Source organism: Mycobacterium sp. KBS0706, from assembly GCF_005938675.2.
Lineage (GTDB): Bacteria > Pseudomonadota > Alphaproteobacteria > DSM-16000 > Inquilinaceae > Inquilinus.
The window spans coordinates 1-16378 of record NZ_VCCH02000010.1; the positions used below are offsets into that span (position 1 = coordinate 1).

Here is a 16378-nt window from a genome sequence, read left to right on the forward strand (position 1 = left end):
GACGGGTGCAGAGATCACGGAAGCCTCCTGTCTGCAGGGGATGGACCCCTGATTCAGACAGGACCCGCGATCACCGCCCAGGCCGGCTCAACTCTCCGCCCGCGCAGCAAACCCATGCCGCGGAGCGGCTTAGTCCGCTGGCGCAGCGCAGCCGGTCGGAAGGGACCCTCTATCGGCTCGCAGCATATTGCCTCCGATAACGATGTGGTCGACGCTGGCATTTGAACCTACTGCCCCAACCGGGGCGAGATTCGACAACATCATGAGATCCCGAGAGTTGCACGGGCTTGACGCGCTGATGCGAGCGGTCGGCCCGTCGTCCTGGCGACGGCGGCGATAGCTGCAACACGGTCGGCATTGTCGCGTGCGATCTGGCCGTCCGCGTTCCATAGGGAGTTCTCGAATCCCACGCGGACGTGGCCGCCGAGTGCAAGCGCTGCAGCCAAAGCGGAGGTTTCGCCGCGGCCGAAAGCGCAGACCGACCACACGGCGCTGGCACTCAGCCCATGGCGCTCGAGGCCGTGGAGGAAGACATCGAGGTCCTCCGGCCGGCTCTCCTGGTCCGGTGCATAACGGCCGAGGACAAACAGGAGCTGCGGCCGCGCGATGTCCCCGAGGTCTCCCCGATGATGCCGCTCGGCGAATCTATCGAGATCGGCCCCGTCGTAGAGGATGTGCTGGACGGAGATGCCTTCGCCGGCGGCCCAGGAGAAGAAGGCGGATGCTGCCGTTTCCCCGGCGCCGAGAATCTCACGCAGCGCCACGGAGACGGCGGCCGGGTGCAGCCTGCGCACCAGATCTATCTGCTCCGAAGGCGAATAGCGGCCGACCGCTTCCGTGGTGACCTGGACCAGCATCTGGCCGTCCGTGCGGTCCCGGATCGCCGCGATCGCCTCCGCATAGCGGCCCGCGTCGAGCACATGCGCGCCGGCCTCGTCGCGCACATGGACGTGCATGGCGGCGGCGCCGGCGGCGAGGCAGGCCGCGGCGGTGTCCGCCAGCTCCGCGGCCGTCATCGGCAGCGCCGGATGATCCGCCTTGGTGCGGCGCGCACCGTTCGGCGCGACCATGATGAGCAGAGGGTCTGGGGGCATGCGTCACCTCGATCTTGGTCTCCGGAGTACGCCCAGCCTATGGTTCCTGCAAAGGGAGACCCGGACATCATGACCGAAGCGGAAGAGAAACCATCGCCATTCGCCACCGCGGCCGAACTGTCTGCGGCGCTTCGGCAGGGCGGCACGACATCGGCCGCCATCATCCGGCGCGCGCTCGACCGGGCGGCCGCGCATGAGCCGGCCCTGCACGCCTTCGTGGAGATCTTCGGCGAGGCCGCGCTCGCCGCCGCCGGCGCCGCCGATGACCGCAGGGCCAGGGGCGCCCCACTCGGTCCCCTCGACGGCATTCCCTTCGCGGTGAAGGACCTCTTCCACATCGAGGGCCATCTCACATCGGCCGGATCGAAGGCCCTCGCCGCGACTCCCGCCGCGACAACCGCCAATGCCGTGCGGCGCCTGTGCGCGGCGGGGATGATCCCGCTCGGCAAGGCGCATACCGTCGAATTCGCCTTCGGCGGCTGGGGTACGAACCCGGTGCTGGGGACGCCGCTGAACCCGCGCGACCGCGCCGTCCCGCGCGCCCCCGGCGGCTCCTCCAGCGGTTCGGGGGTGGCGGTGGCGGCGGGTTTGGTGCCTGCCGCGCTCGGCACCGACACGGGCGGGTCGGTGCGCAACCCCGCCACCATGTGCGGCGTCGTCGGGCTGAAGACCTCCGTCGGCTTGATCGGGCGGGGCGGACTGCTGCCGCTCGCCACCTCCTTCGACAGCATCGGCCCGCTCACCCGGTCGGTCGAGGATGCGGCGCTGCTGCTGTCCGCCCTGCAGGGCCGGGACCCGGACGACCCCGCCACCTTCGGCGTGACGGGGCCGGACCCACTGCGCCATCTCGGCGACGGCGTCACCGGCCTCCATCTGCGCGTCCCGTCGGAGCGGGACCTCGGCACGGTCGAAGCCGATGTGCTCCGGCTGTTCCGGGCGGCGGTCGAGCAGCTCGCGACCCTCGGCGTCGAGGTCGAGGAGCGGGCGATGCCGCGCCGGCCTGAGGAATATATGGCCACGACCGGCGACATGATGGCGGCGGAGTCCTGGCACCATCTGCGCGAGCATGTCGAGTCCGAGACCAGCATTGTCCATCCGGCGGTCAGGGCGCGGATTCTTCGCGGCCGGACGATCGACGGCGCGCGCTATCAGGAGCTTCTCGTAGCGCGGCGGGCGGCGCAGATCGAGCTCCACCGCTATCTCGACGGCGCCGACGCGCTGCTGACGCCGACGGCGCCGATCTTCGCACCGCCGCTGGAGGGGATCGACGAGACCAAGACCCCGCTCGGCACCTTCACGCGCATGGTGAACCTGATGGACATGGCCGCGCTGAGCGTGCCGATCGGTCTCGCCGGCGGCCTGCCCGCATCCCTGCAGATCGTGGTGCGCCGCTTCGACGACGCCGTCGCGCTTCGGATCGGCCGCGCGCTCGAGGTCGCGCGCGGCGGCCTGTTCGAGCCTCCGGCAGGGTTCGAGACACCGTAGGATACCGGATCGACCGGCCTCATTTGCCGCTGGCGTAGAGCCAGCGGGCGACCAGCGCATCGGTGTCGCTGCCGAAATCCTCGCGTGCGCCCTCGGAGAAGACCGCTCCGGTCTTCACCACATAGACGTAGTCGGTGATGGCGAGCGCGGCGCGGATGTCCTGGTCGACCAGGAGCACGGCCTTGCCCAGGCCGCGGGCGAGGTCGCGCACGATCTCGTAGATGGTCTCGCTGGTCTGCGGATCCACGCCCGCGGTCGGCTCGTCGATCAGATAGACGGACGGGTCGGCCATCAGGCTGCGGGCGATCTCGACCTGCCGCTGCTGGCCACCCGAAAGCTGCCCCGCCGGCTGGTGGCGCTTCTCGCGGACCACCGGGAAGCGCTCATAGGCCCGCTCCAGCCGCTCGGCCAAAACGGCCTTCTTCGGCCGGGCGTGCCACAGGCCGAGCTTCAGGTTGGATTCGACGGTGAGGTACGGAAACAGGCTCGGCCGCTGGGGAAGATAGGCCAAGCCGAGGCCGAGCATGCGGAAGGGCGGGCTGGTGGTGATCTCGCCGCCATTCATCAGCACGCGGCCGGCGCGCGGCCTCAGGAAGCCGAACAAGGCTTTGAGCAGGGTGGATTTGCCTGTCCCGTTCGGCCCGACGACACAGGAGATGCGTCCGGCCCAGGCTTTGGCGGAGATGTCGCGCAGGATGTCGATGTCCCGCGTGTAGCCGGCGACGAGGCTCTCGCAGGCCAGCAGCGCCTGCGTATCGTGCCAGCGCGGGGTGGGAGCGTCTGCCATCGGGCCGCTCATCGGTGGGCCCGAGTGCCGGTATAGGCCCGGACGACATCGGGGTTCCGCAGCACTTCGGCGACGCCGCCATCGGCGATCTTGTGGCCGCGCGCCATGACCATGACGCGGGTCACGACCGACTGGATGGCCTCCAGATTGTGGTCGACCACGACGATGGTGTGGCCGTCGCGGTTGAGGCTTTTGATGTGTTCAATGATCTGCTCCAGCAGGCGCGGGTGGACGCCGGCGAAGGGCTCGTCGAGCAGCAGCAGCCGCGGCTTCAGCATCAGCGCGCGGCCGAGCTCCAGCAGCTTCTGCTGGCCGCCCGACAGCGCCCGTGCGTACTGGTCCGCCAGGTGGCCGAGCTTCAGGAACCGGAGCACGCCGCGCGCCCGCTCCTCCGCCGCTGCCCGCCGCTCGCCGGGGTCGGACAGCGCCGGCACGATCAGGTTCTCCATGACCGTCATGCGGCGGAACAGCCGTGGCACCTGGAAGGTCCGCGCGACGCCGCGCTGGGCGAAGCGATGCGCCGGCGCGCCTGCCATGTCGTGGTCCCCGACCCGGATGGCGCCGCCATTCGGCTTGAGCGCGCCCGTCACCATGTTGATGGTCGTCGTCTTGCCGGACCCGTTCGGCCCGATCAGCCCGACGATCTCGCCCCGCCCGAGCCCGAAGGACAGGTCCTCGACGGCATGCACGCCGCCGAAATGCTTGGAGAGACCGCCGACGGAGAAGAAGGGCGCGCCATGCTCAGCCATCGCCGGGCTCCCCCATCGCCGATGCCATCGGGCGCGGCTGCGGCCGGCGGCGTCCCAACTGCTCCAATGCCGGAAACAGCCCGTTCTGCGCGAAGCGCTGCACCAGGATCAGCGCCAGCCCCATCAGCACGAAACGCCACTCGCCATAGGAGCGCAGCGATTCCGAGAGCAGGAAGACCACGGCGGCGCCGATCACCGCCCCCGTCAGGCTCTCGATGCCGCCGATCACGGCCATGGCGATGACCAACCCCATCTCCGGCAGGATGGCGATGTTCGGGGTCAGGATGCCGATGAAATGGCCGTAGTAGATGCCGGCCACGGCGGCGATGACGGTGGTGACGACGAAGACCAGGATCTTGTATCGCGTCGTGTCGACGCCGCTGGCGCGGGCGGCGCCTTCATCCTCGCGGATCGCGCGCAGGAACAGCCCGACGCGCGTGGCGAGGAGGCCGTTCATGGCGCCGACAGCCAAGACGACCAGGCCGAGCCCGAGATAGTAGTACGGCGTGTCCGATCGGCCCGGAAACAGGCCGGGGACCGGCAGGCCCAGCATGCCGCGGGTGATCTCCTCCTCGGCGACCAGCACGAGCCGGAAGATCTCGGCGATCGCCAGGGTGAACAGGGCGAGATAGGGCCCGGACAGCCGCAGCACGAGGGCGCCGATCAGGGCGCCGACCACCGCGGCCAGCAGGATCGCGGTCAGGATGGCGAGCGGAAGCGGAAATCCCAGCTGCCCGGCGCAGAGGGCCGAGGCATAGCCGCCGAGCGCGGCGAAGGCGACATGGGCGAAGGAGAACTGCCCGGCATATCCCGCCAGCAGGGCCCAACTCGCGGCCAGTAGCGCGTAGTACCAGGCGATGGCGCCGACATGGATCCAGTAGGGGCCGGCCAGCAGCGGCAGCAGCAAGGCGATCGCGAGAAGGAGGGCCTGGCTTCCCTGCGTCACGGAGGGGCGGAGCATCGGTCGCCTCCTATTCCAGCCGCAGATGTGACCGCCCGAACAGCCCGGTCGGCCGGACGAGCAGGGTGATCACGAGAAGCAGCGCGCCGAAGGCTTGGGTGTAGGCCAGCGCCCGGTTCGGGTCGGGCAGGTAGCCGACGCCGAGCCCCTGGACGAGGCCGAGGAGGATGCCGCCGGCGATGCTGCCGCCGACGGAGCCCATGCCGCCGAGCACGATGATGATGAAGGCCTGGACCGCCGGCAGGTCGCCCATCGACGGCGATAGTGCGAAGATCGGGGCGATCAGCGCGCCGGCGCCGCCGGCCAGCGCCGAGCCGAGGCCGAAGGCGACGGTGTACATGCGGCGCGGGTCGATGCCGATCACGGCGGCGGAGTCCCGGCTCTGGCTGACGGCGTCGAGCGCCTGGCCCAGGGCCGTGCGCTTGAGGAAGACGGCGAGGCCGACGAGCAGGATGACGGCGACGATGGCCGCGATGAGCCGTTCATAAGGAAGGATCAGCGGCCCGAGGATCAGCACGCCGGCCATGAAGGAGGGCGGCGACTTAGCGAACGGCCCGAAGACCACCAAGCCGAGATTGGTCAGCAGGATGGTCAGCCCGAAGGTGACGATGATGGCGTATTCGTCCTTGCGCTCCACCTTGTCGGTGTACATCGGCGCGATGACCAGCCGCTCGAAGACGACGCCGAAGAGGAACAGGGCGATCATGGCCCCGGCCACCCCGGCCAGCGGCGGCAGGCCCAACGCCGAGATTAGATAGTACGACGCGTAGCCGCCCAGCATGTAAAGCGAGCCGTGGCCGAAATTGACGACCTTCAGCACGGAGAAGACCAGCGTCAGCCCCGACGCCACGAGGGCGAAGATGAGGCCGATGACCAAGCCGTTGATGGCGAGGAGAAGGAAATAGCTCATGGTTCGGTCGCAGCCGCAGGTCGATGGGACGGATCCGGCGAAATGAGGGCCGGCAGCCCCAGGCCGCCGGCCGCTCCGATCACTTGCCGGGGAGGATCTTGTCCGTGGTGGCCCATTGCTTCGGATAGACGATGGCCGCGTCTTCCGGCGACTGGTTCTCCTCGGTGTACTGGATGATGGTGAAGGGGACGTCCTTGAACTGGTGGAAAGCCCAGTCCGGCGTCTTGTCCGTCGGGAAGCTGTAGGTTGCGTTCACGCCCTCGTACTTGATCTCTTCCAGCGCCTTGACGATGGCGGCGCGGTCGGCGGAGCCGGCCTTTTTGATCGCCTCGATGACCACGCCGAGCGTGTCGTAGGCCTCCAGGGCGACGCCGGTGGGCGCCCGGTCGTAGCGCTCGGTGAACGCCTTGACGAACTCCTTCGCCTTGTCGTTCCACTGCGACTTCGGCTGCGCGACATTGACGATCAGCAGGTTCTTGGCGCAGGGGCCGACAACCTCCCACACCTCCTTCTGCAGCAGGCCGGACGACCCGATCAGGGCCGTCTCGGCGGTCGGGGCGAGGCCAAGCTGGCACGCCTGCTTGACCAGCTGGTACTGCGCCTGGCCGGCGATCACCATCTGAATGGCGTCGGGCCGCGGGCTCTGGCTCATCAGGCGCAGCAGCGCCGGGGTGAAGTCCTGCTGGTTCAGGTCGACCGTGGCCATCGTGTAAGGGACGTTCTTGGCCTTCAGCTCATCGGCGATGACCTGGGCTCCGCCCTGCCCGAAATCGGTGTTCTCGGCGACGATGGCGATGTTCTTGTAGCCCTGCTCGACCGTCCAGTCGGCCGCCTTGACATAGACCAGCGAGTTGGCGGGCGCGAGGCGGAACACCTCCGGATACTGCTTGGCGGTGATGGCGTCGGCCCAGACATCCGTGCCGACCCAGGGCACGCCGTATTTGTGCGCCTCTTCGATCTCGGCGAGGGCGACCGAGGAGTGGAACTCGCCGATGATCGCCGAGACGTTGTCCTTGGTGATCAGGCGCACGGCGGCGGCACTGCCCTCCGCCGGCTGGCCCTTGGTGTCCTCGTAGGTGACCGCGATCTGCCGGCCAAGCACGCCGCCGGCCTTGTTGATCTGGTCGACCTCGAGCTGGACGGCCCATTGCATTTCCTGGCCGCCGGAATAGTTGCCGGGTGGGGACAGCGGACCGACCCAGCCGATGGCGATCGGGTCTTCGGCCATCGCGGGCCATGCGGTGAAGGCCAGCGCCGCCAGCGTCAGCGCGGTGCTGAGATGAAGATGCGGATGAAGGTTCATCGAGCTCTCCCTGCTTTTTTGGCCGCCCATTGGATGAAACATTACACTCATTTTTCTGATTTTGAAATGTTCATTGCAGCTATGGGCCGGCGGGCGTAAATTCCGGTCCATGTCCGAACCGGCCTTCCGTTCGCGCCTCCTGGAAGCCTATCAGGCGATGCCGCGCCAACTGCGCGCTGCCGCGCAATGGGTGCTCGACAATCCGCGCGACGTGGCGTTGCTGACGATGCGTGAGCAGGCACGCCGGGCCGGCGTGACGCCCGCCTCGATGACGCGGCTGGCGCAGCGCATGGGGCTCGACGGCTATGATGATCTGCGCGCTCTTCACGCCGAGAGCCTGCGGCGGGGGGAGACGGAATTCTCCGACAAGGCGGGCGCCCTCGTCGAACGCCGCCGGCAGGGCGGCGACGGCGCCCTGGCCTTCGACCTGATGGAAACGCTGGAGCGTCACCTCGCGGCACTCTGCCGGCCGGCAGCGCTCGAGGATGTAACTAAGGCTGCCACGGTGCTCGCCGCGGCCGGACGCATCCACGCGCTCGGCTACCGCTCCAGCTACACGGTGGCCTGCCATTTCGCCTATGTGTACGGGCTTGCCGGCGGCGCGGTCCGCCTGCTCGACGGCCCGGGCGGGACCGGGCCGGACGCACTGCGGGAGGCGAAGCAAGGCGATGCCCTGCTCGCCGTCAGCGTGAAGCCCTACACCCGCGCGGCGGTCGAGCTCGCGGATTACGCACTGGCGCGCGGGCTCGACATCGTCGCGATCACGGACAGCGTGGTGTCGCCGCTGGTGACCCGGGCGCGAGCTGCCGTCATCGTTCCGACCGAAAGCCCATCCTTCTTCCACACGATGGCGCCGGCCTTCGCGGTTGCCGAGGCCCTGGCGGCCATCCTGGCGGCCACGGCCGGCGACGAGGCCCTTGCCGCCGTGCGGGCGATGGAACGCCAATTCAAGGCCCTTTCCACCCACATCTAGGCTCGGCCGATGCCATGACCCGCATTCTGCACCGATCCATCAAGGGCAAGCTTCCCGTCGCCGTCGGCGGCAAGGGCATCGAACTCCTCGACAGCGAGGGCCGCCGCTATATCGACGCGTCCGGCGGCGCTGCCGTCTCCTGCCTCGGCCATGGGCATCCGGACGTGATCGCCGCGCTGCACGCACAGCTCGACAAGCTCGCCTACGCCCATACGGGCTTCTTCACGACCGAGGTGGCCGAGCAACTGGCCGATCGGCTGGTCGCCGACGCCCCCGCGGGCATCGGCCATGTCTATCTCGTCAGCGGCGGCTCGGAGGCCGTCGAGGCCGCGCTGAAGATGGCGCGGCAATACTTCGTCGAGAAAGGCGAGCCGCAGCGCCGCCATGTCATCGCGCGCCGGCAGAGCTATCACGGCAACACGCTCGGCGCGCTTGCCGCCGGCGGCAACGAATGGCGGCGCAGCCAGTTCAGGCCGCTGCTGATCGAAACGCACCACATCGATCCATGCTTCGCCTATCGCTTCCAGCAGCCCGGGGAAATGGATGCCGACTATGCGGCGAGGGCCGCGCAGGCGCTGGAAGACAAGATCCTGGAGCTCGGCGGAGATGAGGTCATCGCCTTCGTCGCGGAGACGGTGGTGGGGGCCACGGCCGGTGCCGTGCCGCCGGTCGCGGACTATCTGAAGCGCATCCGTGCCATCTGCGACCGCTACGGCGTGCTTCTCATCCTCGACGAGGTGATGTGCGGCATGGGCCGCACGGGCACGCTACATGCCTGCGAGCAGGACGGCGTCTCCCCGGACCTGATGGTGATCGCCAAGGGGCTTGGCGGCGGGTACCAGCCCATCGGGGCGGTACTTCTGTCAGACCGGATCTTCGATGCCTTCGCGAACGGCTCGGGCTTCTTCCAGCACGGCCACACCTATATGGGCCATCCGATGGCGGCCGCGGCCGGCCTGGCCGTGCAGGAGGTCATCCGCCGCGACAACCTGCTGGCGAATGTCACGCAGATGGGCGGGCATCTGGCCCGGCGCCTGAGCGAGCGCTTCGGCAACCACCACCATGTCGGCGACGTCCGCGGCCGCGGCCTGTTCCAGGCGATCGAGCTCGTCGCCGATCGCGGCACCAGGGAGCCGTTCGATCCCGGGCTGAAGCTCCATGCGCGGATCAAGCAGGCGGCGATGGCGAGTGGCCTGATGGTCTATCCAATGGGCGGGACGATCGACGGCCGGCGCGGCGACCACGTGCTCATCGCGCCGCCCTTTGTCTCGGCCGCCGATGACATCGACGAGATCGTGGAACGGCTCGGCAATGCCGTGGATACGGCCATTTCCAGGATGCCTGCGAGATGAGCGATCACCGGCGGCAATGTCCGGAATGGAGGCGCGCCAACTCGGCGGGCATAGTGGGAAATGGCCGCGGAATGGCGATCCGAGTGATGTCCGGTGTCGGGGCGCCGACCCTAGGGCAGCTTTTGTTTAGGGCTTCGGATGCCGGCCCTGGCGCAGTGGGTTGGGCCGGGAGCGGGGCCGGCGTCCGAAGGCCTTCAGAGGAGGAAGCCGCGGTCAGCGCGAGGGGTGGCGGCCGGCTGAGACGAGGTTATGGGGATTTCGTGTTTCGCCTGGTGCCGAGGGGGCGGCGATCGGTCGATGACGGCGTGCGCCGGCGCCGACGGGAGGTGTCCGGAGCGGTCGCGGCGCGAACTGAGCCCGACGTGGCGGCGAGAGAGCGACGGATTGGGTGGCGTTCGGCGGTGAGAGGCGCAGCCGGGCTGGAGCCGTGGCCGAAGGACGACGGCGTGGCAGGCTCGGGCGTGTCGGCACAGTGGCCTTCATGATGCGCATGCGTCCGCCGCAGCAGGGGCAGGCCGGCAGGGCCGTGGCGTCGGGCTCTGGCTCGGGGTCGCGGTCGTCGTCGTCCGGCGCGGCGGGCTGGTTGCCGGGCTGTTCGGCGATCAGGGCCCGAAGCCAGTTGAGATCGATCGCATGGGGCCCTTGGTCAGCAGGCCGAACTGGCGGCGATGGCCGACGAGTTGGGATTTGGGGCAGTCTGGGTGCGCGATGTGCCGCTGAACGGCTCCTGGTATCCGGAGCATTTCGGCCATCCGGATCCCTTCGTCATGCTGGGCGCGATTGTGATGGCGACCTCGCGCATAGCGATCGGCACAGCCGCGACCGTGCTGACGCTGCGTCATCCGCTTCACATCGCGAAGGCCGCCACCTCTCTCGATCGACTTGCCCAAGGTCGCTTCTTGCTGGGATTGGGATCCGGGGATCGGCCGGAGGAGTTTGCGGCGTTCGGCGCAGATACCAAGGATCACAAAGCGCTCTTCCGCGAGCATTGGACCGAACTGGCCGCGGCGTTGGAACGGCCGCCGCGAATCCTCCGCCAATCCCCGGACCCCGCCGTCAGCTTCGAGCTTCGGCCAACGGCCTTGACCGAGATACCGATGCTCGCGATCGGATCGGGCGGACAGACATTGGAATGGATCGCCCGCAACGCCTCAGGGTGGGCGACCTATCAAAGACCGCCGGACGTTCAGCGCGATCGTCATGCGATGTGGCGGCGAGCGGTCGACCGTACGTCGCCAGACCAGTTCCGCAGTTTCAGCGTGGCCGTCCGCATCGAGCTTCTAGACGATCCTTCGGCCCCAGCCGAACCTGTCTATCTGGGCTATCGCACAGGGACGCATTCGCTGGTGCAAGTCCTCCGAGAGATGCGCGAGGCTGGGGTGCACCATGTCCTTCTCAATCTGCAACCCACGGGCGCACAGGCTCAACAGAGGCTTGAATGCATTGCACGCGAGGTTCTGCCGGCGTTCCGCTGATGCGAGCGGTCTCGACTCGGCGGTCGTGCGGCCCCGCAATTCATCTGCGCCACGATCGCGAGCTTGCACAAGCAGCGATGTATCGTGCTCCGACCTGGGTTCGCGTCGGCCGGCAGACTGGGGCTGCAGGGGCTGATCGACGACGGGGTTTCAGCTCCTGCAGGCGGCCTATCCTGGAAGTCCATAGGCCGAGGCAGATCCCATACCGGATGCAGAGTGAGATCCGAGTAGGCGGCTCAGAGATCGAACAGGCGCCGGATCCGAGCGGCCAGGCCGGGAGCCGACGTAATGGCGGGGGATCCATCGCCCTGCTCGAGGCGGTACCGGTCCCTGGCGGTCCGACGGGCCAGCAGGGAGCCGAGATCCTCGGTGATCGCGGGGCGGTCCCGCAACAGCGGCGCCAGGCCCTCCTGCGTGATCTCGTAGACGACGACGAGCGTCAGGGCCTGGATGGTCCCGGGCTCGCCTTCGCCGGTCAGCAGGCCGCGTTCGCCGAAGAAGTCGCCGGGTGCGAGCCGTCGCAGCTCCGTCCCGTTGCCATGCTCCAGCCGGGTCACGGTGGCGACGCCGTTGCGGACGATCATCAGTGACGTGAGCACCGTTCCCTGTTCGACCATGGTCTCGCCGCTGCGGAAGGTGCGGCGGGTCATGGTCGAGGCCAGGGCTTCCTTCTCGTCCTCGGTCAGAGAATCGAACAGGGTGATGGCGTCGAGAAGGCGCAGCGGCGTGCTGCGGTGATGGATGGGTACATCCTCTGCCCCCGCTGCGACCGACACGGCGCCGAGGGCGTTGGGCGGCAGAGACAGGACCAGGCCGGCCGCCTTTGCTTGGCGGTAGATCAGGTCGAAAATCTCACTCTTCGCCTGCGCTGTCGCCGCGATCTCCGCCACTCGGAAGGACAGATCGAGCGCGACAGCGTTGGCGTCCAGCGAGGTCACCACTGCCGTTGGTTCGGGGATGGAGAGGATCGAGTTGCTGCTCAGCAGCACCGAGCGCATCACCTCGACCATCGCGGCCGGCGCTGTTGTCGGCTGGAACCGGACCGTCAGCGTCACGCCGTGGCTTCGTTCGGGACTGCTCAGATTGGACAGCCGCGCCTTCGCCAGGTCGGCGTTCGGGACGATAACAAGATCGTTCGTGCCGCTGAGGAGATGCGTCGCGCGCCAGTTAGTCTCCACCACCCGGCCCTCGATCCCGTTGCCGAGCACGAGCCAGTCGCCGATGGAGTAAGGTCGGCCGAGGTTGAGTGCTATGCCCGAGAACACGTCGCTCAGGGTGCTCTGCAGCGCCAGGCCGAGGATGATCGCGAAGACGCCCGATGTGGCGATTAGCGTCCCGACCGGTGCATCGAAAACATAGGCGACGACCGAGAGAAACGTGCTGACATAGACGACACCGCCGACGAGATCCTGCAACAGCCGTCCTTCGCGGGGCTGATGTTCGAGGATCAGGAAGACGCGGACGATACCGATGATGGACCAGGCCGCATTGATCCACCAGACCACCTTGGCCAAGCCGACGAAGAAGCGCTGCAGGTTGGATGCGGTCGCTGGATCAGGCTGATAGGGCACGATGCCGTGGTATAGCAGCAGGGCGGTGAGCGCCGCGAAGAAGGCGAGCTGGCCAATCAGCCGACGGGTCGGGTGGTGACGCAGCACGACGCGCGTAACCACGGCGCCGATGACGGCGAGCACACCGGTCTGGACGAGCGTGTCGCCGGCCATGCCAAGGATGTCGTCGGCGCTTAGCATCGGACTGGCCAGGGAAGCGGGGCGGTTGCGCCGCGGATGTCGGGGGAGAGAGTGGAGCCTTCACGAGCTATCGTGAGCGCCACGCATCGATGCCGGGAAGACACTGCCTGTCCTTGCATGTGGAGGCCGCGGGCGGTCAGCCGCGCCAGCTCTCAAGGAAATCGAGGAGCAGTTGGTTGACCACATCCGGCCGCTCTTCCGGGGGCAGGTGGCCGCACCGGGAAACGGGGTAGGTGACCAGGTCGTCGGCGAACTCCGCCCAGACCTCGGCCATGTCGAACAGCTTGCCGACGGCGTGGAAATCGGCCCCCCACAACGACATCACCGGGCAGGAGATCTTCACCTCGGCATCGGCCTGATCCTGGGCGATGTCTTCGGCATTGGCCCGGTAGTCGGCCATCGCCCCTCGAACCGCGCCGGGCGCCCGGTAGGCTCGGACATAGGTGTCGAACGCCTCGCCGGAGATCGCCGACGGGTCATAGGTCCAGTCGGAGAAGAAATGCCTCAGCCAGATGTGCTCGCGCCCGGCGATCAGCGCCTCGGGCAGGTCGGGCACCAAGTGGAACAGGAAGAACCAATAGGCCTTGGCGATGCCAGCATTGATGTCGCGTGCCACGATGCGGGTGGGCACGTTGTCGATCACGACCAGACGCTCCAGCAGGTCGGGATAGTCCTTGGCGAAGCGGGTCGCCACACGCGCGCCGCGGTCGTGGCCGACGAGCGCGACCTTCGGCAGGTCCAGGACGCGCATCAGCTCGCGGATGTCCCTGGCCATGTTGCGCTTGTCGTAGCCTGTGGCCGGCTTGTCCGTTTCGCCGTAGCCGCGCAGATCGGGCGCGATGACGCGATAGCGCTCGGCCAGAACCGGGATCTGGAACCGCCAAGCGAAATTGGTCTCGGGAAATCCGTGCAGCAGGATCACCGGCGGGCCGTCGCCGGCCTTGATGACGAACTGGCGGATGCCGTTGGCCTGGACGGTGTAGCTTTTCTGGGTCATCGGCTGGTGCTCCGTAAAGGATGGTCGCTGTCCGCCCGAGGGCGGACAGCGTCGAGAGTGGAGGCGCCGGGTCGCCCAGGCGTCCGGCCTAGCCGCGGATAAACGCCAACAGGTCGGCGTTCACCTGGTCCTTGTGGGTGGTGCAGGTCGCATGCGGTGCTCCGGGATAGACCTTGAGCTGCGCGCCGGGGACGATGCTGGCGGCTAGCTTCGCGGTGGGGCCGATCGGCACCGTCTGGTCGTCGTCGCCGTGGATGATCAGCGTGGGGACATCGATCTCGGCCATCTCCTGCCGGAAATCCGTCTCGGAAAACGCCGTGACGCAGTCGACCGTCGCCTTGATCGAGGCCTGCAACGCGATCTGCAGCGTCTGGGTCAGGATGCCCTTCGACACTGTGCTCCCCGGCCGGTTGGTGCCGTAGAAGATGGTGTTGAAGTCGTCGAGGAATTGCGGCCGATCATGAGCAATGCCGGTGCGGATGCCTTCGAACACTTCCGCCGGGATGCCGTCGGTATGGTCGCCGGTCTTGATGAACAGGGGCGTGACCGCGCTGATCAGCACCAGCTTCGCCACCCGGTCGCTTCCGTGGCGGGTGAGGTAGCGCACGACGTCGCCGCCGCCCATGGAGAAGCCGACCAGGACGACGTCCTTCAGGTCCAGATGCTCGATCAGCTGGGCGATGTCGCCGGCGAAGGTATCGTAGTCGTAGCCCTCCCAGGGCTGGCTAGACCGGCCGAAGCCCCGGCGGTCGAACGCCACGGCCCGATAACCGTGCCGTGCCAGATGCAGCATCTGGTATTCCCACATATCGGCGCTGAGCGGCCAGCCATGGCTGAACAGGACCGGCTGACCCCGCCCCCAGTCCTTGTAGTAGAGTTCGGTGCCGTCGCGTGTCACTAGGATGCTCATGCTTGATCTCTCTCTGTCTTGAGTTCACGGGCGGCCGTCGGCCGCCGGCGATCGAGGAACGGTCGCGGTCGACCGTCATGAAACTCTGGCCGACGGGCTCGCGGCTCGGGCGGGGACGGCGGCGATCTGCGGGCCCTTCGGAACGAGCACTGCCAGGAGCCAGCAGAACAGGGCGACGATAGCGGCCGCCCGGAAGGCGTCGATGAAGGCGAGGACATAGGCCTGCTGGGAGACAGCGCTCGCGAGCAGTTTGATGTCGGCGGCCGCGGCTGCCGAACCGCTCGCGAGTTCACCCGCGAGCGCATGGCCGTAGGCAGCGATCCGGCTGGCTGTGTCCCCCGACTGGCCCTGGACATGAAGGCCCAGCAGATTGGAATGGAGCTGCTCGCGCTGCCTGAGGAAGGTCTGCATGAAGGCGATGCCAGCCTCGCCGCCGAGCAGCCGGCTCGTCTGCATGAAGGCGCCGATGGTGACGGCCTGTTCCGGCTTGATGGTCCTCGCAACCAGCGTCACCAGGCTCGTCAGTGCGAGGGATTGGCCGACCGCCTGCATGACTTGGGAGGGTAGGAAGTCCGCCGTCGCCCAGACACCTGTCAGCCCCGTCGCCATTACGCATGCCGCGGCGACCAGGGCCGCCCCGGCGCCCAACGTCCATTTCGGATCGATCCGCTGCAGCAGGAGGGCCAGCGGCAGCACCAGGATGATCTGCGGCGCGGCGATCCAGATCAGCACCGCGCCGATCTCAAGGGCGCGGTAGTTCTGCAGTGTCTGCAGATAGGTGGGAATCACATAGGCCGTGGACAGGATGATGAAGCGTAGCCCGGCCAGCAGCATGAACAGGACGAGAAGCCCGGGCGCGGCGAGAACCCTTAGATTCAGAGCTGGGTAGGGTGTCTTCAGCTCCCGGGCGACGAAGGCGGCGAAGGCAAGGCCTCCGACGGCCAGGAGGCCCACGATGGTTCCGCTGCGGGTCCAATCCAGCCGGTTGCCCTGGTCGAGCGCGACGTAGCAGGCGCCGAGGCCCAGCCAGGCATAGGCCAAGCCCGTACCGTCGATCCGCTTCAGCTCTGGAGCATTGGGCGGGTCCGCCGGCATGCCGAGCCAGACGCACAGGAACATCAGTGGAAGCCCGAGACAGTACTGCCAGGAGAGCCAGTGCCAGGACAGGGTGTCGAGATAGAACCCCTCCAGCGACGCCGCGATGTTCTGCGAGAACTCGAGATTCATCCCATAGATGGCGATGCCGTAGATCAGCATCGGCTTGGGCAGGTGCCGCAGGATGAAGATCAGGGTCAGGGGAATGAACGTCCCCGAGCCGAGGCCGGCGAGGAACTGGGCGGCGAGGTAGCCGTCCAGATCGGGAGAGAACGGCCCGAGCAGGCTGGCGACGAAGAAGACGAGAATGCCTGACAACAGGATCCGGCGTCCGCCGGCGATGGAGGCGAGATACGGGCAGGAGATGCCCGAGATCAACTGTCCCAACCCCAGCGCCGTCGTGATCCAGGCGCCCTCGTCGAACCCGGCCCCCAGGCTGCCGCGAAGATCGGCGAGGCCGAAGGTGGTGACGCGCGTGCCGAGCGTCGCCATCATCGAGCCCAGCATGACACCGATGAGGCCGACATAGTGCCTCC

Annotated in this window: 13 protein-coding genes and 1 pseudogene; 4 read left to right on the top strand and 10 right to left on the bottom strand. The window is 67.8% G+C overall.

The genetic code is table 11. The features are described from left to right. Positions 1-260: 260 nt before the first annotated feature. Entirely contained in the window at positions 261-1094 is an 834-nt protein-coding gene (locus FFK22_RS07290; RefSeq protein WP_138888122.1) for a 3-keto-5-aminohexanoate cleavage protein, read from the bottom strand. 69 nt (positions 1095-1163) lie between these two features. On the opposite strand from FFK22_RS07290, the gene FFK22_RS07295 reads away from it, so the two are divergent. Then, entirely contained in the window at positions 1164-2579 is a 1416-nt protein-coding gene (locus FFK22_RS07295) for an amidase (protein ID WP_186002352.1), read from the top strand. A 19-nt stretch (positions 2580-2598) separates the two neighbouring features. Here the strand turns inward: FFK22_RS07295 and FFK22_RS07300 are convergent, their stop codons facing one another. From FFK22_RS07300 to FFK22_RS07320, 5 genes are all read right to left on the bottom strand, one after another. Next, positions 2599-3366 (bottom strand): ABC transporter ATP-binding protein, encoded by a 768-nt coding sequence (locus tag FFK22_RS07300; RefSeq protein WP_186002353.1) that lies wholly within the window; start codon positions 3364-3366, stop codon positions 2599-2601. 8 nt (positions 3367-3374) lie between these two features. Then, positions 3375-4115: an ABC transporter ATP-binding protein gene (locus FFK22_RS07305; protein WP_138888234.1), complete on the bottom strand. Its 741-nt coding sequence runs from the start codon at positions 4113-4115 to the stop codon at positions 3375-3377. Further along, positions 4108-5076, bottom strand: a complete 969-nt coding sequence (locus tag FFK22_RS07310) for a branched-chain amino acid ABC transporter permease (RefSeq protein WP_138888125.1) — start codon at positions 5074-5076, stop codon at positions 4108-4110. The genes FFK22_RS07305 and FFK22_RS07310 overlap by 8 nt, the downstream gene beginning before the upstream one ends. 10 nt (positions 5077-5086) lie before the next feature. Continuing rightward, a complete protein-coding gene (locus FFK22_RS07315; protein ID WP_138888126.1) occupies positions 5087-5986 on the bottom strand; it encodes a branched-chain amino acid ABC transporter permease in 900 nt (299 codons plus the stop codon). Positions 5987-6065: 79 nt separating this feature from the next. Further along, a complete protein-coding gene (locus FFK22_RS07320) occupies positions 6066-7289 on the bottom strand; it encodes an ABC transporter substrate-binding protein (protein ID WP_186002354.1) in 1224 nt (407 codons plus the stop codon). 109 nt (positions 7290-7398) lie between these two features. Between FFK22_RS07320 and FFK22_RS07325 the strand changes: the two genes are divergently transcribed. The 3 genes and pseudogenes from FFK22_RS07325 to FFK22_RS07335 form a co-directional block, all read left to right on the top strand. Beyond that, on the top strand, positions 7399-8262 hold the full coding sequence (locus tag FFK22_RS07325) for a MurR/RpiR family transcriptional regulator (protein ID WP_138888128.1): 864 nt from the start codon (positions 7399-7401) through the stop codon (positions 8260-8262). A 14-nt stretch (positions 8263-8276) separates the two neighbouring features. Then, on the top strand, positions 8277-9614 hold the full coding sequence (locus FFK22_RS07330; protein WP_138888129.1) for an aspartate aminotransferase family protein: 1338 nt from the start codon (positions 8277-8279) through the stop codon (positions 9612-9614). Positions 9615-10264: 650 nt separating this feature from the next. Next, positions 10265-11089: pseudogene (locus FFK22_RS07335) on the top strand (LLM class flavin-dependent oxidoreductase); the annotation flags it as partial. A 236-nt stretch (positions 11090-11325) separates the two neighbouring features. Here the strand turns inward: FFK22_RS07335 and FFK22_RS07340 are convergent. The 4 genes from FFK22_RS07340 to FFK22_RS07355 all read right to left on the bottom strand — a co-directional run bounded on the left by FFK22_RS07340 (position 11326) and on the right by FFK22_RS07355 (position 16349). Continuing rightward, the gene (locus FFK22_RS07340; RefSeq protein ID WP_221938453.1) at positions 11326-12813 is read right to left on the bottom strand and encodes a cyclic nucleotide-binding domain-containing protein; all 1488 of its coding nucleotides are present in this window, start codon (positions 12811-12813) and stop codon (positions 11326-11328) included. Positions 12814-12976: 163 nt separating this feature from the next. Then, on the bottom strand, positions 12977-13837 hold the full coding sequence (locus tag FFK22_RS07345) for an alpha/beta fold hydrolase (RefSeq protein WP_138888132.1): 861 nt from the start codon (positions 13835-13837) through the stop codon (positions 12977-12979). A gap of 88 nt (positions 13838-13925) precedes the next feature. Further along, on the bottom strand, positions 13926-14747 hold the full coding sequence (locus FFK22_RS07350; protein ID WP_138888133.1) for an alpha/beta fold hydrolase: 822 nt from the start codon (positions 14745-14747) through the stop codon (positions 13926-13928). 75 nt (positions 14748-14822) lie between these two features. Then, positions 14823-16349 (bottom strand): MFS transporter, encoded by a 1527-nt coding sequence (locus tag FFK22_RS07355; protein ID WP_186002355.1) that lies wholly within the window; start codon positions 16347-16349, stop codon positions 14823-14825. Positions 16350-16378: the final 29 nt, after the last annotated feature.